At 44.5% G+C, this 20,018-nt stretch carries 19 protein-coding genes and 1 pseudogene; 8 read left to right on the top strand and 12 right to left on the bottom strand.

Going from position 1 to position 20,018, the window contains the following annotated elements:
• Positions 1-973, top strand: a 973-nt coding sequence (locus tag A1D16_RS04130; RefSeq protein WP_290707969.1) for a hypothetical protein, incomplete at its 5' end; no start/stop codon positions are given.
• Between the two features lie 70 nt (positions 974-1,043).
• Here A1D16_RS04130 and A1D16_RS04125 read toward each other — a convergent pair.
• Entirely contained in the window at positions 1,044-1,502 is a 459-nt protein-coding gene (locus tag A1D16_RS04125; protein ID WP_290707968.1) for a nuclear transport factor 2 family protein, read from the bottom strand.
• A gap of 66 nt (positions 1,503-1,568) precedes the next feature.
• On the opposite strand from A1D16_RS04125, the gene A1D16_RS04120 reads away from it, so the two are divergent.
• Positions 1,569-1,991 (top strand): hypothetical protein, encoded by a 423-nt coding sequence (locus A1D16_RS04120; protein ID WP_290707967.1) that lies wholly within the window; start codon positions 1,569-1,571, stop codon positions 1,989-1,991.
• A 65-nt stretch (positions 1,992-2,056) separates the two neighbouring features.
• Here the strand turns inward: A1D16_RS04120 and A1D16_RS04115 are convergent, their stop codons facing one another.
• Positions 2,057-3,124, bottom strand: a complete 1,068-nt coding sequence (locus tag A1D16_RS04115) for a DUF4407 domain-containing protein (RefSeq protein WP_290707966.1) — start codon at positions 3,122-3,124, stop codon at positions 2,057-2,059.
• A 181-nt stretch (positions 3,125-3,305) separates the two neighbouring features.
• Here A1D16_RS04115 and topA point away from each other — a divergent pair, with 181 nt between their 5' ends.
• Together topA and A1D16_RS04105 are read left to right on the top strand one after the other, a co-directional pair.
• On the top strand, positions 3,306-5,834 hold the full coding sequence (gene topA, locus A1D16_RS04110; RefSeq protein ID WP_290707965.1) for a type I DNA topoisomerase: 2,529 nt from the start codon (positions 3,306-3,308) through the stop codon (positions 5,832-5,834).
• Positions 5,835-6,085: 251 nt separating this feature from the next.
• The gene (locus A1D16_RS04105; protein ID WP_290707964.1) at positions 6,086-6,961 is read left to right on the top strand and encodes a transglutaminase family protein; all 876 of its coding nucleotides are present in this window, start codon (positions 6,086-6,088) and stop codon (positions 6,959-6,961) included.
• Between the two features lie 96 nt (positions 6,962-7,057).
• On the opposite strand, the gene A1D16_RS04100 is transcribed toward A1D16_RS04105, so the two are convergent.
• Positions 7,058-8,479 carry a Gfo/Idh/MocA family oxidoreductase gene (locus A1D16_RS04100; protein ID WP_290707963.1) on the bottom strand — a complete coding sequence of 474 codons (1,422 nt, stop codon included), beginning with the start codon at positions 8,477-8,479 and terminating at the stop codon, positions 7,058-7,060.
• A gap of 113 nt (positions 8,480-8,592) precedes the next feature.
• On the opposite strand from A1D16_RS04100, the gene A1D16_RS04095 reads away from it, so the two are divergent.
• Positions 8,593-8,925, top strand: a complete 333-nt coding sequence (locus tag A1D16_RS04095; protein ID WP_290707962.1) for a tRNA-binding protein — start codon at positions 8,593-8,595, stop codon at positions 8,923-8,925.
• A gap of 9 nt (positions 8,926-8,934) precedes the next feature.
• Here the strand turns inward: A1D16_RS04095 and A1D16_RS04090 are convergent, their stop codons facing one another.
• Positions 8,935-9,423 (bottom strand): cytidine deaminase, encoded by a 489-nt coding sequence (locus A1D16_RS04090; protein WP_290707961.1) that lies wholly within the window; start codon positions 9,421-9,423, stop codon positions 8,935-8,937.
• A gap of 30 nt (positions 9,424-9,453) precedes the next feature.
• Positions 9,454-11,010, bottom strand: coding sequence for a S26 family signal peptidase (locus A1D16_RS04085; RefSeq protein ID WP_290707960.1), 1,557 nt, complete (start codon positions 11,008-11,010; stop codon positions 9,454-9,456).
• A 149-nt stretch (positions 11,011-11,159) separates the two neighbouring features.
• Here A1D16_RS04085 and A1D16_RS04080 point away from each other — a divergent pair, with 149 nt between their 5' ends.
• Positions 11,160-12,038, top strand: coding sequence for a MerR family transcriptional regulator (locus A1D16_RS04080; RefSeq protein ID WP_290707959.1), 879 nt, complete (start codon positions 11,160-11,162; stop codon positions 12,036-12,038).
• 4 nt (positions 12,039-12,042) lie between these two features.
• On the opposite strand, the gene A1D16_RS04075 is transcribed toward A1D16_RS04080, so the two are convergent.
• Complete coding sequence (locus tag A1D16_RS04075) at positions 12,043-13,206, bottom strand: sigma-54 dependent transcriptional regulator (RefSeq protein WP_290707958.1); 1,164 nt, start codon at positions 13,204-13,206, stop codon at positions 12,043-12,045.
• Between the two features lie 73 nt (positions 13,207-13,279).
• On the opposite strand from A1D16_RS04075, the gene A1D16_RS04070 reads away from it, so the two are divergent.
• On the top strand, positions 13,280-14,071 hold the full coding sequence (locus A1D16_RS04070) for a DUF4846 domain-containing protein (RefSeq protein WP_290707957.1): 792 nt from the start codon (positions 13,280-13,282) through the stop codon (positions 14,069-14,071).
• Between the two features lie 122 nt (positions 14,072-14,193).
• The gene (locus A1D16_RS04065) at positions 14,194-14,334 is read left to right on the top strand and encodes a hypothetical protein (protein ID WP_290707956.1); all 141 of its coding nucleotides are present in this window, start codon (positions 14,194-14,196) and stop codon (positions 14,332-14,334) included.
• Between the two features lie 72 nt (positions 14,335-14,406).
• Here the strand turns inward: A1D16_RS04065 and A1D16_RS04060 are convergent, their stop codons facing one another.
• The 6 genes and pseudogenes from A1D16_RS04060 to A1D16_RS04035 all read right to left on the bottom strand — a co-directional run.
• Entirely contained in the window at positions 14,407-15,396 is a 990-nt protein-coding gene (locus A1D16_RS04060; RefSeq protein WP_290707955.1) for a pyruvate dehydrogenase complex E1 component subunit beta, read from the bottom strand.
• Between the two features lie 118 nt (positions 15,397-15,514).
• Entirely contained in the window at positions 15,515-16,894 is a 1,380-nt protein-coding gene (locus A1D16_RS04055) for a S41 family peptidase (RefSeq protein WP_290707954.1), read from the bottom strand.
• Between the two features lie 130 nt (positions 16,895-17,024).
• Positions 17,025-18,209, bottom strand: coding sequence for an acetyl-CoA C-acyltransferase (locus A1D16_RS04050; protein WP_290707953.1), 1,185 nt, complete (start codon positions 18,207-18,209; stop codon positions 17,025-17,027).
• Positions 18,210-18,255: 46 nt separating this feature from the next.
• Positions 18,256-19,308 (bottom strand): AI-2E family transporter, encoded by a 1,053-nt coding sequence (locus A1D16_RS04045; RefSeq protein WP_290707952.1) that lies wholly within the window; start codon positions 19,306-19,308, stop codon positions 18,256-18,258.
• Between the two features lie 48 nt (positions 19,309-19,356).
• On the bottom strand, positions 19,357-19,602 hold the full coding sequence (locus A1D16_RS04040; RefSeq protein WP_290707951.1) for a hypothetical protein: 246 nt from the start codon (positions 19,600-19,602) through the stop codon (positions 19,357-19,359).
• A gap of 107 nt (positions 19,603-19,709) precedes the next feature.
• Positions 19,710-20,018 (bottom strand): annotated as a pseudogene (locus tag A1D16_RS04035) (elongation factor G); the annotation flags it as partial.

The following is a 20,018-nucleotide window of genomic DNA, read 5'->3' as shown; positions in this document are numbered from 1 at the left end:
CCTGTTTTTATCGGGTCGTTTGAAATATGACCAGGAATACAAAGTGTTGATGGGAATCCAGAACCTGTCCGATCCCAAAGAACGCATTGATACTTTTTTTACTATGATGTTTTATAACACCGAGATAGTAATATCGAGGCTTAAGCCCGGGGTTAGCGAAACAATTTTTGTAGACGAAGGTGATACCCTGACCATACCTATTCAATGCGAGCGGGGAAGTTTTCCCATTGAATCTATTTCAACCCTCACAGATGCCTCTATCAAAGGGTATGAAACCGTTCGTAAATGTGATGATATCTTTTCCTGGGCAGTACCTTATGATTTTGTAAAAGATGATGATAAGGAGAAACAGAAAACCTTTCATATAACTTTTGTAGGAGCAGATAAATTTTACAACCGCGATACGGCAAAGATTACCGTGGTAGTACGGGATGCCCTCAATTACCCTTTCCGGCAGGGAGAATATAACCGCGTGGTTAAGGAGATTCAACGCTATATACTGCAACTAAAGTTCAGCTTTAAAGAGTTGGATAAAAATGTAAAACGTACCAAAAATACCCGTACCAGTTTCGACTTAATGTCGGGAAGTTCTGCCCTGGCAGGTACTGTTTTGTCCACCAGTTCAGCAGATGGCGACAAAAATGTAGGTAAAGTAATGCCTAGTGTGGGAGTGGCCCTGGTGCCTGTTAAAGAGGCGGTGAGCCCGGTAAAAGCGTATGAGTCCAACTCGGCAGCGCAGGTAAGAACCAGTATCAAGCGGCTGGAATACAGTTTGTCTGATAATATGCTGGTGGGTGAAACCGATCCTGAAATTCTGACCAAACTGGCCAAGCTGCGTAGTGATCTGAAGCAGGTACAAACGCAGTTAATTGATGTTCCAATGGTTGATACCGGTGGAATGAGTGAAGAAGAGCTCAATAATTATTTTAATAGTCCGAAGGTTAATAAGAAATACAAATTAACCCGTCATTAATAGACAGTACACATAATTTATAAAATAGCCCCTGCAACCTGCAGGGGCTATTTTAATTAGTGCTCTTACCTTATTGCTGGCAACCGTTTTTGCGGCGTGTATCAATGATGTATTGGATTTTCCAGTTACCATCCAGCTTTACTAACTGAAAGGAATTGACTCCACAATGACTGAAACGGGTTCCAAGATAAAATTCATAAGGGGTCCAAACAGCAGCCATTGGTCCATCTACCAGGATGGATCCGAATTGAATCCGTTCATCCAGCAAATCTTTACCGGGCGTTCCGATTGCCTTTATAAATCCGGCCAGTTCTTCTGTTCTTACCTGCAGGCTTCCATCTTTGGCAGGTGCAATGGTTTGCAAAACGGCTGTGGGGGCAAAGGCTGCTTTTAATAAAGCCGTATCTCGGTTACGCATTGCCGTGAATAACTGGTTAATAGTGTTTTTTATTCCTTCTTCTTCTGCGTTCTTTTGTGCAAAACCCGAAAAACTAACAATTGTTAATACTAGGCTAAATAGCAGTTTCATGCTGGTGGAGATTTAAACGGAGATTAATTAATATGGTCTACTAATCTATAACCAAAAATGATCCCTATGGTAAAAATTGTACCAGCGGTTTTCATGACCGCAATGATTGTATTCTCTGGCACTGTTTCTCTGGCACAGGGGCACCGCCATTCCCAGGGAGGAAATACCACTGTTATTGTTGTGCAGGACGATGACGACTGGTCAGCAGGCCGGAAGCATCCCAAAAAATACAAGCATAATAAACATTCGCGTGAGTATGGGTATGAAGCGCACCGTGGACGAAGGGTAAGCCAACCGCCCCTGGTAATCTATGATACCCGTCATTTACCCATCCGGCGGTACAGCAATAACCGATATTATTATCGTACTCAAGCCGGTTTGCACTACTGGTTAGGCCGTGATGGACGGCTTTACCTGGATGTTAAATACGTAAACCGCCACCAGTGCGATGACCGGGAGTACGCCTATTGGGAACGAGGCGGCTGGTAGTTCAAAACAAAAAAAGAGGAGGCCTCTCCCAAGCCTCCTCTCCTCTCTCTCTTTTCCCCCTTCTCCTACCCCACAGCCTCCAACTTGGGACCTCCATCCTGCTCGCGGGCAATCGATTTTTCCAACTGGTGCATAGGCACCAATTCTTCTTTAGCCAGCGCAATATCATAGGGCCCTACGGGTAATAAGAGCTTAGCCAGAATAGGGGCTGTTTCTAATATGATGATCAATAAGCTGATGAGCAGATTCGCCATAAATACACTGTCTTCTCTTTCTGATAAACTGTGTAAAGCCTTATTACGGGCTAAAAAGCCCACATTGGCGTAGGCTGCCTGGGCAAATTTGTCTTTTTCTTCCTTTAGCTCCTGATTGGCTTTGTCCAGGAATCTTTGCTGCTTTGCCAATGCACTGTCCAGCAATGGAAATAAGAGTGCATAGTTGGCAGCTGTTTGTTCAAATGCCGACATTTTAAGCCGGGTAATGGTTTCAACTCCGCGTTTTCCGGATCCACCGGTTCCATCTGCTTCCATTAAATACGCCTGCTGTAATTTCAACAGGGTATCCTGCATTGCTTTCCGGCGAATCTGCAACTGGTCGCGTTCCAGCATAGCCGCGGCAACTTTAGCGGAATGAATAGTGTCTTGCTGCAGGTTGTACTGGCTGATCTGGTCCTGGATCTGGCGATTTACTTCCAGGTTGACCTCTTTTTCAAATAATTTCAACTCAAGCGGCCTGGCTATTGTTATACCAATAAAAACAGCCAGTATAATACGGGGGAACGCCACTTTCCATTGACTGGCTGTACTCATGCCGTATTTCCGGATGGTTGAAACCATAAACCGGTCGAGGTTGAAAATAATAGCACCCCATAACAGGGCGAAACCAATTGCCCAGGCAGTGCTGTTAAAAATGGTAAAAAAAGCATACCCGGAGGATAATGCAGCAAGTGCAAAAGTGGCCAGTAAAACCCCTCCAAGTGTATGGTATTTGGGGTGTTCAGTGGGGTATTGGGCAAGAGTTGCCTGGTGAACCCCGGCACACCACCATAAAAAATGGGTAGATTTTTCCTTGCTACCTGAAAATGATTCGTAACCTGAAATAGGGGTTTCAGGCCCTTCTGAAGGCTTCGACATAACGTTAAACGGTTGAGGAATCAATAAATAGGTAGAAGTAGAACAATACAAAGAACGTAGTTTTACGCCGATTATTTCTTAAAGGAATGATAAGGTCGATAAATTTCCTGAATTGGTATATTCGGTCTTATACTGTAAACTTGCAAGGGCTGGATGTACTTTTTAAAACGATTTTTGATACATGGCTAAGAATTTATTGATTGTGGAGTCGCCTGCGAAAGCTAAAACGATCGAAAAAATCCTGGGAAAGGATTTTGAAGTGAAGAGTTGTTATGGCCATATTCGCGACCTGGAAAAAGGGGAAATGGGTATAGATATAAAAAATCATTACAAACCCCGCTATATAGTTCCGGATGAAAAGGAAAGAGTGGTGAAGGAACTAAAACAACTCGCCAAAAAAAGTGATGAAGTATGGCTGGCAACGGATGAGGACCGGGAAGGAGAAGCTATCAGCTGGCATCTTTGTGAGGTATTAGGACTTGACCCCACCAGTACCAAAAGAATTGTTTTTCATGAAATTACCAAACCTGCCATTCAGAAAGCTGTTTCGCAACCCCGCACCGTAAATATGAACCTGGTAAATGCGCAACAGGCCCGCCGGGTGTTGGACAGGATCGTAGGATTTGAGCTCAGCCCTGTTCTGTGGCGCAAAATGAGCATGGGTACATCTCTTAGTGCCGGTAGGGTACAATCTGTTGCTGTACGTTTGATTGCGGAGCGCGAACGAGAGATCAATGCCTTTAAATCGATCAGCCATTTCCGGATCGATGCCTTTTTCAGTGCAAAGGACTTATCAGATAAACAGGTTCTTTTCAAAGCAGAGGGACAAAAATTCAATAACCAGGAAGGAGCAGAAAAATTTCTGGAATCCTGTAAAGGCGCCAGTTACACGGTTACAGATATCCAGGTAAGGCCTGGTAAAAAATCGCCGGCCGCCCCTTTTACCACCTCAACCCTGCAACAGGAAGCCAGCCGGAAACTCGGCTATTCGGTGAGTAAAACAATGTTACTTGCGCAGAAACTATACGAAAGCGGTAACATTACCTATATGCGTACAGATAGCGTTAACCTGAGCGAAACAGCCATGGATGGAATTCGCCAACAGGTTACGGGGCAATATGGGCAACGATATTTTCAGCCCCGCAAATTCAAAAACAAGAACGAATCTGCGCAAGAGGCGCACGAAGCCATCCGGCCCACCTATATGGAAAACAGTACGGTGGACGATATGGATACCAAACGTTTGTATGAACTTATCTGGAAACGGACCATGGCTTCCCAGATGGCAGATGCCGAACTGGAAAAAACAACAGCAAAAATTACTATTTCCACCAATAAGGAAGAATTAACGGCCACCGGCGAAGTGCTCAAATTTGACGGCTTCTTAAAAGTGTACCGCGAAGACCGAGATGAAGAGGACCTGAACGAGGATGATTCCGCTGATAGCATGTTACCTCCCTTACAGGTGAAGCAGCAGTTACCACTGAAAGAAATGACTGCAACGGAACGCTTTAATCGGGCCGCTCCGCGTTATACGGAAGCGTCGCTTGTAAAAAAACTGGAAGAACTGGGCATTGGCCGGCCTTCTACGTATGCCCCTACGATAACCACTATCCTTAAACGCGGATATGTTGAAAAACGCGATAAAGAAGGGGTACGGCGCGATTTCCGAATTCTGAAACTGGTGAATGACCAGCTAAAAAAGGAAATGTCGCAGGAAACAACCGGTGCAGAAAAAGCCAAATTATTTCCAACCGACCTGGGCCTGGTGGTTACTGATTTTTTGAATCAGTATTTCAACGATGTAATGGACTACGGGTTCACCGCCAAAATAGAGGAAGAGTTTGATGAAGTGGCCAGCGGAAAAAGACAGTGGCATAAAATGATTGATGCTTTCTACAATCCATTTAAAAAGGATGTAGATAATACTATTGAAAACGCCGAACGGATAAAAGGGGAACGGGAATTGGGAACTGATCCGGAAAGCGGAAGAAAAGTGGTTGCCCGGATGGGACGTTATGGACCCATGGTACAAATCGGCGACGCAGCTGAAGAGGAAAAACCGAGGTTTGCCCGCTTAAAATCCGGTCAGAGTATTGAAACTATTTCCTATGAGGAAGCTATGGACCTGTTCAAACTCCCGTTGACCATCGGAGAATTTGAAGGCCTGGAAGTTTCTGTGAATGTAGGACGGTTTGGCCCTTACGTGAAATGGGGTGATGAGTTTGTTTCTATACCTAAAGGAGAGGATGCATTAAGCGTGGATATGGACCGGGCCATTGAGCTTATTAACGGAAAAAAACAGGCAGATGCACCCATTGCTACCTACGAGGGAGAACCGGTAACTAAGGGAAAAGGCCGTTTTGGTCCCTTTATCAAATGGAATAACCTGTTCATCAATATTCCTAAAGCCTATAATTTCGATCAGCTGACCCAAGCTGATTGTGAAGAACTGATTCGCAAAAAACTGGAAAAAGAAGCCAACCGCTATATTCAACAATGGCCGGCCGAAAAAATTTCCCTGGAAAATGGCCGCTGGGGTCCCTTCATCCGTTTCGGTAAAAAGATGCTGAAAATGGGCAGAAAAGCGGACGGTACCAAATATGAGGAAGAGGCGTTAAGCACCATTTCGCTTGATGAAATCAAAAAAATGATCGAAGCGGAAATTCCCGGCGCCTTTGAAAAGGCATCTAAAAAAAGCCCCCGCTAAAAAAGCAGCAGCAAAAAAGGCGGCTCCCAAGAAAGCGGCCCCTAAAAAAGCGGCTGCCAAAAAATCAGCACCCCGAAAAAAATAGCCTGAAATTTTTTCTTATGCATTGAAACTATGGCGCTTATCCACAACGGTGGATAAGTATCATGGCTTCAATGCTGCATTCCAGCGAAATTTATTGGCAGATCAGTAACAATATTTTAAGCCATTTATACGTCCTTAAATTGTTCTGATCCAAATAACCCATGTAAATGGAAGAAACCCGTGAAATATCAGCCCTTTTCCATCTTATCGATGACCCCGATATGGAGGTGTTCTCTACGGTAAGTGATCGTATCATTTCCCTGGGTACCAATATCATCCCTAACCTGGAGCATCTTTGGGAAACCACACCCGACGAAGCTGTTCAGCAAAGGATTGAAATGTTGATTCATCGCCTTCATTATTGCGACCTTACCAAGGATTTTATACGGTGGAAAAATCAGTCTTCACCTGATTTGCTGGGCGGGGCACTACTGGTTGCTAAATTTCAATACCCGGATCTGAATGTAAACGCTGTTTTACAGGATATTGAAAAAATGCGCCGCAACATCTGGCTGGAATTGAATAATTACCTTACTCCGCTGGAACAAACCAATGTATTAACCACCATTTTATACAATTATTATCACCTTAAGGGAACTGAAATAAATTACAGCGAACCCAATGATTTTTTATTAAATAAGGTATTGGATAGCAAAAAGGGAAACGCTCTCTGCAATGGTATTCTCTACCTGGTACTCTGCGATTTACTGGATATTCCCATCCGGGCAGTTCCGATTCCCCGTCAGTTTATACTGGCCTATTTTGATACGGACTCCGCCTTACTGGAAGAGTTGACTGCTGGTGCTACCGAAGAAATCCAGTTTTATATTGATCCAATGAGTGGACAGGTTTTTACACAAAAAGATGTAGATACTTATTTCAAACGTATTTCTGTGCCTCCTACGGCCTCCTTTTTTCGACCTATGGGTACAGTTCGGATTATCCAGCACCTCCTGGAAGAATTCGCCAAGTGTTTTGAGAACGATAAAGACAATTATAAACAGGAAGAACTCCTGAACCTGGCCCAGTTGCTGGGGGAATAGGAAAGGGAGCAGGGAGAACGGAAAAAGGTGAATGGGGAAGTTTTACCCTCCTCCTTTCACCTTTCTCCATTTTCACCTTCACTTCTTCTCCCTTTCCTAAATTTCCCAACCTTTTCTACGCTCGCGTTTAACGAATTGGTTAGCTTCTTCGAAGTTGGTGATTTTCATATTTTTAGCATCCCAGAGAAGCTTTTTACGACCCAGGTACTTATCATTCCATCCTTTCAGATTCGGATTTTTCATCATCCAGCTGCGAATGGCCAGGTTTCCGATAAGAATGCTTTCTGTAAATGGACCAGCATATTCGAAAGGAGAACTTGTTTTTCCTTTACCATAACCTGCAATACAGGCATTCACCCATTGTGCATAGTGCCCTTCAGGAACGCGGGCAATAGTTGGTGCAGGAAGGGTTTCCTTCATTTTTGCCGTTGGAAGCAGGCGGGGATTTTCTCCATAACAATCGGCTAATAATTTGCCTTTTGTGCCCGTGAACAGGATACCACCATCCCAGTTTCCAAATGCTTCTTCCGGTAATAATTCATCCGGGCGATTGGGCAGTAATCCGCCATCGTACCAGGAGATTTTGATATTGCCTTTGCCATCTGTTCTGGGATAATCAAGATGGATAATTGAGGAAGGCGGGCAGCCGTCTACGTTAGCACTTTCAACCCACATATCCTGCCAGATATTGGCAACACTGCATTCCACAGAACTTGGATAGTCTATAGGAAGGATACGGAATGCCGGATCAAGAATATGGCAGGCCATATCACCTAATGCACCGGTTCCGAATGCCCACCAACCTCTCCAGTTAAAAGGAAGATAGGCGGGATTGTAATCAATGTGCTGAGCAGGTCCAAGCCAGAGATCCCAGTTTAATTCTTTAGGTATATCGTGTTTACCTGAAGGGGTCGGAATTCCCTGGGGCCAAACCGGGCGGTTCGTCCAGGCATGAACGGTATGAACATCTCCGATAAGACCGGCATCGATCAATTCTTTGGCACGACGTACACCATCACCACTACCACCCTGGTTACCCATCTGGGTTACCACTTTGTATTTTTTGGCCGCTTCTGTTAATAAACGGGCTTCATAAATATCGTGCGTCAATGGCTTTTGCGTATACACATGTTTACCTAACTGCATGGCGGCCAGCGTGGCATTGGCATGGGTATGGTCGGGTGTGGATATGGAAACTGCATCAATTTGATTTTTGTGCTTATCCAGCATTTCCCGAAAATCCCTGTAATAAGGAGCTTTGGGATGAGCCTGGCGCGATTTCGCCGCGGCTCTGTCATCCACATCACAAAGCGCCACAATTTTGACTTTACCGGTCTTAAAAAATTCAGCCAGATCACTTTGTCCTTTTCCACCGGCGCCAATGCCGGCAACATTCAACGTATCACTTGGCGCCACATGGCCTTTTCCCAGCACATGACGTGGTACTATAAAAAATCCTGCGGCGGCTACGGATGAATTCCGAAGGAATTTTCTGCGCGAAGGCGATAAAAGAGGCATAGTTACAATCGGTTTGATAAAAATTAAAAGATGACTGAATTTACGGTACGATTGTTTACCGATTGCAGTTTCTATGAAAAAAAATCTATCTTTTTGCGCTAATTATAGAACATATGTTGATCGAATGGGCTGATTTTGAAAAAATTGACATCCGTATCGGTACAATTCTGGAAGCGCAAGCTTTTCCCGAAGCAAAAAAACCGGCCTATCAGCTGCTGATTGATTTCGGAGAACTGGGCCATAAAAAGTCTTCTGCCCAACTGACAGAGCTGTATCAACCAGCAGACCTAGTCGGGCGCCAGGTTATTGCCGTGGTTAACTTTCCTCCCAAACAAATTGCCCGGTTTATGAGTGAATGCCTGGTGCTGGGTATTTATGCTGAAACAGGTGCCGTGGTATTGTTACAACCCGACCGGGCCGTAAAAAACGGGCAGAAAATTGGCTGATCAGTGATCTCAGATGCCCAGCTCCTCTCCGGTAAAACTCAAGGGTAATAACCAACTGGCTTTGGGAATAATATACACTTTACCCGATTGTCCACCCAGGATCAAACGAATTGGCGCACGCACCCTCCCCTCATATTCCTGTAGTGATTGGCGGCAAATGCCACAGGGACTAATCGGATGATTACTTTCTACCGTACCACTCTGGTAGCTGATGGCCATGGTTTCAATGGGAATCTTTGGAAATAAAGAGGCTACCGAAGCAAGCACTACCCTTTCTGCACATAAGCCTACAGGAAAAGAAGCATTCTCCTGGTTGGAGCCGGCAATGATTTCTCCGTTTGCCAGTTTAGCTACCGCGCCTACATAAAAATTCGAATACGGCGCATAGGCCTGCTCTGTAACCTGCCTGGCTTCTTCGAGTAACCAGGCATCTTCTTCTGTTAATTCACTAATTGAATCATAGATTTCGTACGTAAACTGGTAATTTACTGCATGCATGGAGGGCAATTATTTGACCTGTCCAGTAAGTTAGTGAATACTTTTGAACAGTCGGTTCCAGCGCACTCCTTTATTCAGGCTCATCCATATAATCCAGGCTTCTCCTACTACATGGTCCTCAGGAACAAAGCCCCAGAATCGGCTGTCCTGCGATAAATGCCGGTTATCCCCCATCATCCAGTAATAATTCATTTTAAACGTATACTGATTGGATACCTGGCCATTGATCAGGAACTGATTGCCCTGGCGCTCCAGCTGGTTACCTTCAAATACCCTGATTGCCCGCTCGTAGATGCTATAATTTTCTGGGGTCAGGGTTAAGGTTGCTCCTTTTTTAGGGATCCAGATCGGACCATAAAAATCTTCTGTCCACCGATGCTGACCATCATGCGGAAAAATATCCATCGTGAATTTGGAAGGAGACACGGCATCTGGCCGGTATAAAAGCGGAGTAATGCGTTTAACGAGCCCGCTTTTTTTCATTTTTTCAACCGCTTCAGGGGTCAGCAGCATATTCATAACATTTCCACTCATCCGTGCAAACTCCTGGTCATCATTGATGTCAATATCGTACTCATCCTTCATAAACTCCGGATTAAGGGGTTGTCCATTGGTTTCCAATTCATAAAACAATTGGGATTTTGGCGGTACAAAGCCGGGTTGGCCATTAATATATACCTGGCCTTCCCGAACTTCCAGGGTATCTCCGGCAATAGCAACACAGCGTTTGATATAGTTTTCCCTTTTATCAACCGGGCGTACAACCAATGGATAGCTTTCCGGATCGCTCAGAATTATCTGCCGGCCTACAGCCATATTTCCATTACCCAACTGCCGTGCAATGGAATAATAGGGATGTTGGGACTGAAATTCGGGTTTATTGATGACTGTGTCTCCGTCCGGAAAATTAAAAACCACCACATCGTTCCGTTTAATCGGGCTGGCAAACCACCTGCTGTAGGGTAGTTTTATCAATTCAGAATAAGACTTCATTGAACTTCCCGGCAGGGAATGGTGTACAAAGGGCACAGCTAAGGGCGTATTGGGGATCCGGGGGCCATAGCTTAGCTTGCTTACAAACAGAAAATCATTAATTAACAGGGTTTTTTCCATTGAACCGGTTGGAATGGTATACGCTTCGAATATGAACGTGCGTATTAAGGTAGCTGCAACAATGGCAAATATGCCTGCGTCTACCCATTCCCGTAAGGGTGTTTTTTTATAATGTTTTACACCCTCCGGTCCTATATAACGGGTAGCAGGATCCATTCCTACCATAGGAAAATAGATAAAGGGCAACAAACAGGTCATTGCATGTTCCCAGAAACTGAATTTATTAAAACATTTCACCCATTCTATCAGTATGCCCATGGTAACAAACCAGCCGGCTACCGGTATGAATTGCCAGAAGAACCAATGCTTGGGACGTTTGGCTATTTCCAGCATCGTCCAGGTATTATAAAACGGCACCCATGCTTTCCAGCCTGGTGCCCCGGCTTTCTGAAACATTTTTGACAGGCCAAAAGCCGGTAGCATAACCAGTAAAAGGGAAATCAGGGTTACGATCAAAATCTGATTCGTTGTCATTCAACCAATTTTAGATGTGCGCAAAAATACCATTCTACGTGAATAATATAGGTTTATTGCTGTATTTGTAGCTGAATTGTGTAAATTATGACAGGGATTTCCTAAAATTTTTGTTAATCGCTTTTTTTAGTGCTTCCTTGCAAGTCGGAATGAATCGGTTTACCATAACGGATATTGAAAACCTGACCGGTATCAAGGCTCATACGCTGCGGGTATGGGAACAGCGGTATCAATTGAATTTATGCCAGCGAAAAGATGGAGGCCACAGGTTTTATGACAGCGAAGATCTGAAAAAGATCCTCCGTATAGCGGTCTTATACAAAAAAGGGTTCCGGATATCAGAGATGGCCAGCCTCAGCAATGAGCAATTGATTGCCTATACCCTGCAGGAGCAGTATGGGGGTGAACAGGAGCAGGCTATTCACCAGTTACTGGAGGCAGTAATGGCATTTGATCAGGAAAAATTTAACGAGATCTTTCACCGGCTGGTGGTACATATGGGCCTGGAGAAAGTCATGCTTACGGTGGTGTATCCTTTATTAAACCTGATCGGAAAACGTTGGTTAACAGACCGGCTTGTTCCCGCACAGGAACATTTTTGCAGTGAGCTTATTATCAAAAAAATACTGCTTGCTACGGATGGACTGGATACCGTGCTGCTCCCCGGCCGGAAAAACCTTGTTGTTTTTACCCCCTTGGGCGAAACCCATGAAATACCGGTCCTCTTTATGCATTACCTGTTGAGGAAAAACGGTCATCACTCGGTTTATATCGGTAAAAATCTGCCACTGGAAATTGTTCTGGAATACTGTTTCCGTCACCCGCCTTCCCACCTTTATTTCCATTTGATTACCCAATTGGGGCCGAATAACCCGGTTTCCTATTTGAAGGAACTACAAAAAAGCCTGCCTGCTGCTAAAATTGTATGTTCGGGGCCGGGAATCTCACCCGACATAGCGGCATCAATCGATACTATCAAATGTTTGAAAGACGCGGCAGAAATGATGCAGTTTGCCCGATCTAATTAGACCTCTATTTTCTTGGAACAACATTATTTAAGACATCGTCTTTAAGAATGGTTTTCCCGGAAAGAATTACAAGCCTTTCCACCACATTTCTAAGCTCCCGGATATTTCCTGTCCAGTTATACTCTCTCAGCGCTTCCAATGCATCCGGTTCAATTTCCTTTTTTGCGATTCCGTAATCAGCACAGATATTCTCTAAAAACTTATCAACGAGTAAAGGAATATCATGTTTGCGATCGTTGAGAGAGGGTACATGAACCAGAATTACACTCAGACGATGATATAGATCGAGCCGGAAATTTTTATCCTCTACTTCTTTCAACAGATCCTTGTTCGTAGCCGCAACTACGCGTACATCTACTGAAATCTCTTTGTCTCCACCTACGCGGGTAATCTTACCCTCCTGCAATGCCCGTAACACTTTGGCCTGTGCCGACAAACTCATATCGCCGATTTCATCCAAAAACAATGTGCCGCCGCTGGCTTGTTCAAATTTTCCAATGCGTTGTTTTATGGCGGAGGTGAAAGAACCTTTTTCATGGCCGAATAATTCGCTTTCGATTAATTCACCGGGAATTGCTGCACAGTTTACTTCTACCAACGGACCCGTTGCGCGATTACTTTTTTCATGCAGCCAACGGGCTACCAGTTCTTTCCCTACCCCGTTTTCCCCGGTAATAAGTACCCGGGCATCGGTGGGTGCTACCTTTTCAATAGTGTCTTTTATACGTTGAATAGCGGGTGAGTCCCCGATCATTTCCTGTACTTTGCTAACTTTTCTTTTCAACACCTTGGTTTCTGTAACCAACGATGTTTTGTCCATAGCATTTCTTAAGGTAATGAGCAGCCGATTCAGATCGGGTGGTTTGGAAATATAATCAAATGCCCCTTTTTTTACGGCTTCTACAGCTGTTTCTATAGTGCCATGCCCGGATATCATTACAATCGGGATATCAGGATTTGCCTCTCTTGCTTTATCCAAAAATTCTATTCCATCTAACTTGGGCATTTTGATATCACACAATACAACATCGTAATTTTTTTCCCTGAATTTCTTTAGACCCTCTTCTCCATCGGACGCTTCATCTACTTTATAACCTTCGTAAGACAGGATTTCTCCCAGGGTTTTTCTGATTGCTCTTTCGTCGTCAATTATTAAAATTTGGGACATGCTGGTTGGTATAAATTTTATTTTATGTAAATCCTGAAAGCTCGCATCCTATTCCTGTCAAAAATACCGATTAATGCGATTGTCCCTGTATATGGCAATTATTTTGCCATTTTTTACCATTTCATCCGTCCCGGAGTTTATTGGTGCATTGCCTGTTCCGGAAGGCTTTCAAAGGCGTAATGCGGTCAGTGGTAGCTATGCTGCATATATCCGCCAGTTACGTTTGAAAAAGGATTCTACCGTTTACCTGTTTAACGGACAATTGAAACCCAACCAGCGGGCCCAGTTCGCTGTACTTACAATTCCCGTTAAGGACAACCCCTTGCTGCAATGCGCAGATGCCGTATACCTGATACGGGCCAACTGGTTATTTGAGCAGGCATTCTACCAGCAGTTGCGGTTTCTGGCATCTGATGGAACCTGGCTGAGCTATTCTGATTGGTGCAAAGGTGTCAGGTATCGCTTAAACGGCCAACGGCTAAGCGTTGCGCCCTCAATAGCGGCTCCTGCCCGGCTTAACAGTAGAGACAATTTTCATCGATTTATGCAGGTGGTGTATACTTACTGTGGTACTGCTTCCTTAGCCAGGCAACTGAAACCCAAGTCAGATCCGGCAACCATGGAAATTGGGGATGTTTTTTTAAAAGCAGGATTCCCCGGGCATGTAATGATGGTGGCTGACCTGGTGTACAATAAAAAGGGAGAAAAACTTTTTATTCTACTGCAGGGGTATATGCCGGCGCAGGATATACACGTGGTTAAAGCGATTGGTTCCGGTTTCGCCCAACCCTGGCAGTCGTATACCGGTGGTAATTTACAAACACCTGAATGGAGGTTTGCTGAAGGCTGTCTTTATGGGTGGTAGCCTGCTAGCCTGAGTGGTTCTGCTTGGTAATTGTACGAAAAAAAACGGGTAGAATTGTGATTGACAGCCAACTTATCGGGTTGTATTTTTGATGTATCCAATATCCGATAAATATCCAACCTATGAACAAACTACGTCATCCTCTGAAAAGCACACGTGAAATAAGTGTGTGGCAATTAACAACCAAGCTGGTTCTTTTGGCCGGCGTTTTAATGGCTTATTCGTATTGTTTTTTGCTTACTATGGGAAGTATGTTAAAGTAAGTATTACAAAAAATAAAAACCCGCAGGCCTTAACTAACCTGCGGGTTTTTTTATTGATTCCGGTGAACTTACCTACTTTTTCATGTACATAACTTCTTTTACCAGTTTTACTGTTCTGCTTACATCTGGCAAAGCGGCAGCTACCAGGTTGGGCGCATAATGCAGCGGCGCATCAGCAGCAGTGATCCGACGAATGGGGGCATCCAGGTAATCGAATCCTTCTTTTTGGATCTGGTAGGTAATTTCGGATGAGATAGAGGCAAAAGGCCATTGCTCTTCCACAATCACCAGGCGATTTGTTTTCTTTACACTTTCTAAAATGGTCATCCAATCCAGCGGACGAATGGTACGAAGATCAATTACCTCCGCATTCACGCCCTCTTTTTCAAGTTCAGCAGCTGCACCCAGGGCCACTTTCATCATTTTATTAAATGACACGATGGTTACATCAGAGCCAGCTTTCTTTACATCTGCTTTGCCGAGTGGGATATAATATTCTTCCTCCGGAACCTCTGACTTATCGCCATACATCTGCTCGCTTTCCATAAAGATCACGGGGTCCTCTTCATAGCGGATTGCTTGCTTTAGTAAACCTTTGGCATCGTATCCGTTGGATGGCGATACCACTTTCAATCCGGGAATATTAGCATAATAACTTTCAAATGCAGTAGAGTGTTGCGCCCCTAATTGACCGGCAGAGCCGTTGGGCCCCCGGAAAACAATTGGGCAGGACAATTGTCCACCACTCATGGCAAGCATTTTCGAAGCCGTGTTCAGGATCTGGTCCAGTGCCAGTACAGCAAAGTTCCAGGTCATGAATTCCACAATCGGGCGCAGGCCATTCTGCGCAGCACCTACGGCAACAGCAGCAAATCCCAACTCGGAGATGGGGGTATCAATTACCCTTTTTTCACCGAATTCATCGAGCATACCCTGGCTTACTTTATAGGCGCCATTGTATTCTGCAACTTCCTCTCCCATCAGAAATACACGTTCATCACGACGGAATTCTTCATTCATTGCTTCGCGAAGCGCTTCTCTAAATGCAATAGATCTTGCCATTCTTTAGTTTTTAAACGAGTGGCAAATTTATTGGTTAAGCACCAATTCCGCAAAAATTACCGATATAAACAAAAAAGCCCCGAAAAACGAGGCTTTTTTGTTTATATCAAAACTTTTCTTACTGTTTCATTCTTTCGGCATAGTTCACCCGGTCTTCCACCAATACTTTCATTTTCTTGAGGGGAAGGCGTTTATAACTTTCCATAAACTCCGTATTAGTACGCAGGGCCTCATTGCCCGATACCCGGAAGGCCCCTGTTGTGAGGTATTTCATGGCGCTTGCTAAACAGTCTTCTGTGAGATCTCCCCAGGGTTTGTCTAACCCGTCCGGAACCTGGCTTTCAGGTATAAAGCCATCAAAATAGCCACCCTGGTTAGCACTGTTAACAGTTCTGAAACTTACAGGAAACACATACCAGGTGCCCACCGGAATGGCAAAATACCCTACCGGTTTTCCATTGGAGGCGCTCGGACCTACTATTTTAACCGTAGTGTGCGGACGCATACAATTGATTAGTCCTTCACTGGCTGATGCCGTATTCTGAGAAATGATGAACACAATTTTCTGAAGGTTCAAATTGCCTTTTTTCACAAAGAACACCGAGGTATCCCAATCAGAATATTTAGTATTAAAACTTTCTGTGTACATCACTTTCCCATTGGAAGCTGCCGGTACCAGGTAGTTGGCAAGCTCTTCCCACAGAGATACATAGCCACCGCCATTATACCGGAGGTCTACTATCAGGTCGGTTATGCCTTTTCCATTAAATTCCTGGAAGGTATTGGCAAAGGCTGATTTGATCTGGGTTTGGTTTCCAAGAAAGGAATTCAAGACCATATAGCCCACTTTTTTACCGCTGTTTTCATAAACCGTATCCAGCGCCAAGGGTTGCTCCTGGTAACTTACAGGTGTAAGGGTAAGTTCTTTTTGTGTTCCATCTGGTTTTGTAAACTCAATAGTGGCCGTTTTTCCACCATAAATCGCATCCACAATAAAGTTGATACTGGCATCGGATGTATTAATAGTACTGTTGCCGTTTATTTTGATAATTCTCCAACTCCGTTCTACGCCGGCTTTGCCTGCCACTCCATCGGGTTCTACATTGGTTACGCGCAGGTCTGTATTGGTACGGAAAAATATTCCCATGCCCAGGTCTGCGGCAACACCTCCGCTTACATTATCCCATTCCGATTTCAACACACCAAAACTCCAGCGATCTACCGGGTTCGTGAAACCGGGCTCCTTACTGTAAGGCCTGATGGCTTCCATAATTTTACCAGGATCGGCATAGGAGCGCGCATTTAAACTGGTAGGAATCTGGTTATACCAGAGGTAAATATCCCTGGCATATAATAAAGCCGTGTCTTTCACTTTATCGGCCATTGTAGGAGGTGTGGTTCCTCCACCAGGCGGGTTTGGTGTTGGATTTTCCGTTTTTTTCTGGCAGGCACCCAGTACCAATCCTGCCAGCAGAGAAAGCATCAGTATGCGTTTCATATGGGAGATTTTTTGTAACAATTTACGTTTAAGTTTGACTTTTGGTTGCTATGTTTAGCCAGAAATTCCATTTTTACAGCAAAATTTAACCAAATGCCCCAAAATCGAAGGCAAGCCGCTTTCAGAATATTTATGCAGTAATGTTTTCTATTACCATAGCAGAGGCACCCCCTCCCCCATTACAGATTCCTGCAGCTCCGTAGCGGGCATTATTGGCTTTAAGTAAATGGATCAGGGTCACTAAAATCCGCGCACCACTACAACCCAAGGGATGGCCAAGTGAAACGGCCCCTCCGTTTACATTCACTTTTGCAGGATTCAGTTGCATACGCCTGCTGTTCTCAATGCCTACTACGGCAAATGCTTCATTGAGTTCCCAATACTCAATATCTTCCATTTTCAGGCCTGCTTTTGCTACCGCTTTCGGCACTGCTATAGCAGGCGTTGTGGTAAACCATTCCGGTGCTTGTTCTGCATCTGCATACGATACGATCCGGGCAATGGGCTGAAGTCCGAGTTCTTTCAGTTTTTCTTTACTAACCAGTACTAATGCCGCCGCACCGTCATTCATGGTAGACGCATTGGCTGCTGTTACGGAACCATCCTTTTGAAACGCTGGCTTTAACTCGGGGATTTTTTCAAACTTTACATTCCAGGGTTCTTCGTCCCTGGTGAAAAGCAGGGGATCACCTTTTTTCTGGGGAATGGGAACGGGAACAATTTCTGCATCAAATTTACCTGCATTCCAGGCGGCCTGGCTTCTATGATAGCTTTGGATAGCAAACTCGTCCTGCTCCTGCCGGCTAATGGAGCATTCTCGGGCACATTTCTCTGCCGCATTTCCCATGGCTAATCCATCGTATACATCGGTTAATCCATCTTTTGCCAAGCCGTCTGTGAGGCTGGAGGAGCCATACTTATTACCCCACCGAAGTTGTTCTATATAAAAGGGTACATTACTCATACTTTCCATACCTCCCGCTACAACAATGCCGGCATCGCCCAATAAAATACTCTGAGCTGCCTGTGCCACTGCTTTCATACCACTGGCGCATACTTTATTAATAGTGGTACAATTCACCTGGTCCGGTAAGCCGGCATAACGGGCGGCCTGCCGGGCAGGTGCCTGTCCGAGATTTGCCTGAAGTACGCAGCCCATCAGCACATCTTCCACTTTTCCTGCATCCAGGCCTGCTTTTTCCAGGGCTCCTTTTATAGCAATTGCTCCCAGCCGGGTAGCCGAAATTTCTTTCAATGCCCCGCCAAAACTGCCCATCGGAGTTCTAACTGCGGCTACAACATACACTTCCTTCATAAAGCTTATTTGTTAAGTGACGAAAATACGGATAAATGCTATAAAACTAACGAGTGGTAGTTTTTGGTATTTCTTCCTTGTCCTCCCCCAACATAACAACCAGTGCCTCGGCTCCTTCTATTCTTTCGGCTACCAGCTTCAGTATGGCTGCAAAGGGAACAAAAAGTATCATTCCCGCTGCCCCCCATAGAATTCCTCCTGAAATAATGGCAACAATGGTAACCAGGGTGTTTAAATTGAGTTTTCTGGATACCGCCCAGGGAAAAATGATATTGGCTTCCAGGTATTGAACGATGGTGAAAATACCAATTACGCCAACGGGGTACCAGATAGAATTGGTAGTAACCCAGGACAGGGTTATCGGAAACAAGGAGGCTACTATAATACCTACGTAGGGAATAAAGGTCAGTATGGCAGCAATTATCCCAAATAAAATTGCATGGGGCACTCCCAATATCAGTAAGCCAATGCTGTTTAACAGGCCTACAATCAGGTAAACCAGTAACATGCCTTTTATAAAATTGTAATAGGATTGAATAGCTAGTTGAACAATTTCGGTTAGGCCTGACCGGTACTTCTCAGGAGAAGCCAGCAGAAGGGCGGTCATAAGCCGTCTGCGGTAATACAGGATCAAAAAACTATATATAGGAATCAGTAACAAAAGTACCAGTGATACGGCCGAATTGGTAATTGCTTTTTGTAAAACGCCCAGCAGGTAACCCGGGGCATTCAGCAGCAACTGATCGGCATAACTCTGCTGGGTGGCCGTATCAATCGCCCATTCATCCCTGATATAATTTGATAAACGGGTAATGGACTGATTAATTTTTTCTTTCAGTAATGGCCATTCTGATCCAAATTCCTGTAACTGATTGATCAGTAGAAAAAGGATACCACTCAGCAATACAGACATGAACAGCAGGTTAATCAGAATTGCAAGGGACTTTGAAATTCCTTTTGATTCCATCCATTTGCAGATAGGGTACAGGATGAAACTGATCAGTAAGGCGAAACTGAGGGGAACAAAGAGGGATCTGCCAGCATATAAAACGAGGCCACTTAGAACGATAAAAAGCAATACCTGGTTAAGCTTTGGCATGGTATAAAGATAAAAATAAAAAAGGGCCGGAATTCCGGCCCTTTTTTATCAGTTATTCAGGGGAGAGAAGTAATAGCCTATCTCGCACAGAATAAACTCATTTGGAACAATGTTGAATAATGTCTGGTGCATATGCTTTTGATAGCGTTGGCTGGTCTCTGGCAAGTGCTCCACTAATTTCCAGTTGCGAATTTTCAGAACGGCCATTTTACTGGTATCCTGCAAATGCTCCTGGATCAACTGGAACTTTTCGGCAATATGTGCCTGGTCGTTGAAGTACAACTGTTCGTTCATAGGTGTGGAAATTTTCAATTGGGTACGTCGATTAAAAACGGAACAGATTAAAAACGACCAGTAAAAAGAATTCATTGTTCCATTCATCGAAAAGCAGGCTTCGACGACTACTCCACCAGCTCCGCTTTCCGGGCATATTCTTCCATTAACTTTTTCTGTAATTCGAATGGTACGGGCGAATAATGGTCGAATTGAAGACGGAAACGTGCCCTTCCCTGGGTAATTGATCGCAAAGAATTGGAATATTCATAAAGCTCAGCCAGGGGAACCTTGGCATTGATAAGGGTAAAATGAGCTTCTGATTCCATGCCTTCCAGCACAGCTCTTCTGGTTTGCAGGTCTCCAATTACGGAGCCGGTAAGTTCGTCGGGACAGTAAACGCTTAGCTTTCCGATTGGTTCTAGCAACTGTGGATC

The sequence above is a fragment of the Flavihumibacter sp. CACIAM 22H1 genome (assembly GCF_001601815.1).
Lineage (GTDB): Bacteria > Bacteroidota > Bacteroidia > Chitinophagales > Chitinophagaceae > Flavihumibacter.
The sequence above is the reverse complement of the archived record's forward strand: the minus strand, read 5'-3'. Positions and strand labels throughout refer to the sequence as shown.

Excerpts from the sequence above, each read along its gene's own strand:
- A1D16_RS04125 (WP_290707968.1), bottom strand. The coding sequence starts at position 1,502 with ATGAAACTGCTATTTAGCCTAGTATTAACAATTGTTAGTTTTTCGGGT.
- A1D16_RS04120 (WP_290707967.1), top strand. The coding sequence starts at position 1,569 with ATGGTAAAAATTGTACCAGCGGTTTTCATGACCGCAATGATTGTATTC.
- A1D16_RS04115 (WP_290707966.1), bottom strand. The coding sequence starts at position 3,124 with ATGTCGAAGCCTTCAGAAGGGCCTGAAACCCCTATTTCAGGTTACGAA.
- topA (WP_290707965.1), top strand. The coding sequence starts at position 3,306 with ATGGCTAAGAATTTATTGATTGTGGAGTCGCCTGCGAAAGCTAAAACG.
- A1D16_RS04105 (WP_290707964.1), top strand. The coding sequence starts at position 6,086 with ATGGAAGAAACCCGTGAAATATCAGCCCTTTTCCATCTTATCGATGAC.
- A1D16_RS04100 (WP_290707963.1), bottom strand. The coding sequence starts at position 8,479 with ATGCCTCTTTTATCGCCTTCGCGCAGAAAATTCCTTCGGAATTCATCC.
- A1D16_RS04095 (WP_290707962.1), top strand. The coding sequence starts at position 8,593 with ATGTTGATCGAATGGGCTGATTTTGAAAAAATTGACATCCGTATCGGT.
- A1D16_RS04090 (WP_290707961.1), bottom strand. The coding sequence starts at position 9,423 with ATGCATGCAGTAAATTACCAGTTTACGTACGAAATCTATGATTCAATT.
- A1D16_RS04085 (WP_290707960.1), bottom strand. The coding sequence starts at position 11,010 with ATGACAACGAATCAGATTTTGATCGTAACCCTGATTTCCCTTTTACTG.
- A1D16_RS04080 (WP_290707959.1), top strand. The coding sequence starts at position 11,160 with ATGAATCGGTTTACCATAACGGATATTGAAAACCTGACCGGTATCAAG.
- A1D16_RS04075 (WP_290707958.1), bottom strand. The coding sequence starts at position 13,206 with ATGTCCCAAATTTTAATAATTGACGACGAAAGAGCAATCAGAAAAACC.
- A1D16_RS04070 (WP_290707957.1), top strand. The coding sequence starts at position 13,280 with ATGCGATTGTCCCTGTATATGGCAATTATTTTGCCATTTTTTACCATT.
- A1D16_RS04065 (WP_290707956.1), top strand. The coding sequence starts at position 14,194 with ATGAACAAACTACGTCATCCTCTGAAAAGCACACGTGAAATAAGTGTG.
- A1D16_RS04060 (WP_290707955.1), bottom strand. The coding sequence starts at position 15,396 with ATGGCAAGATCTATTGCATTTAGAGAAGCGCTTCGCGAAGCAATGAAT.
- A1D16_RS04055 (WP_290707954.1), bottom strand. The coding sequence starts at position 16,894 with ATGAAACGCATACTGATGCTTTCTCTGCTGGCAGGATTGGTACTGGGT.
- A1D16_RS04050 (WP_290707953.1), bottom strand. The coding sequence starts at position 18,209 with ATGAAGGAAGTGTATGTTGTAGCCGCAGTTAGAACTCCGATGGGCAGT.
- A1D16_RS04045 (WP_290707952.1), bottom strand. The coding sequence starts at position 19,308 with ATGCCAAAGCTTAACCAGGTATTGCTTTTTATCGTTCTAAGTGGCCTC.
- A1D16_RS04040 (WP_290707951.1), bottom strand. The coding sequence starts at position 19,602 with ATGAACGAACAGTTGTACTTCAACGACCAGGCACATATTGCCGAAAAG.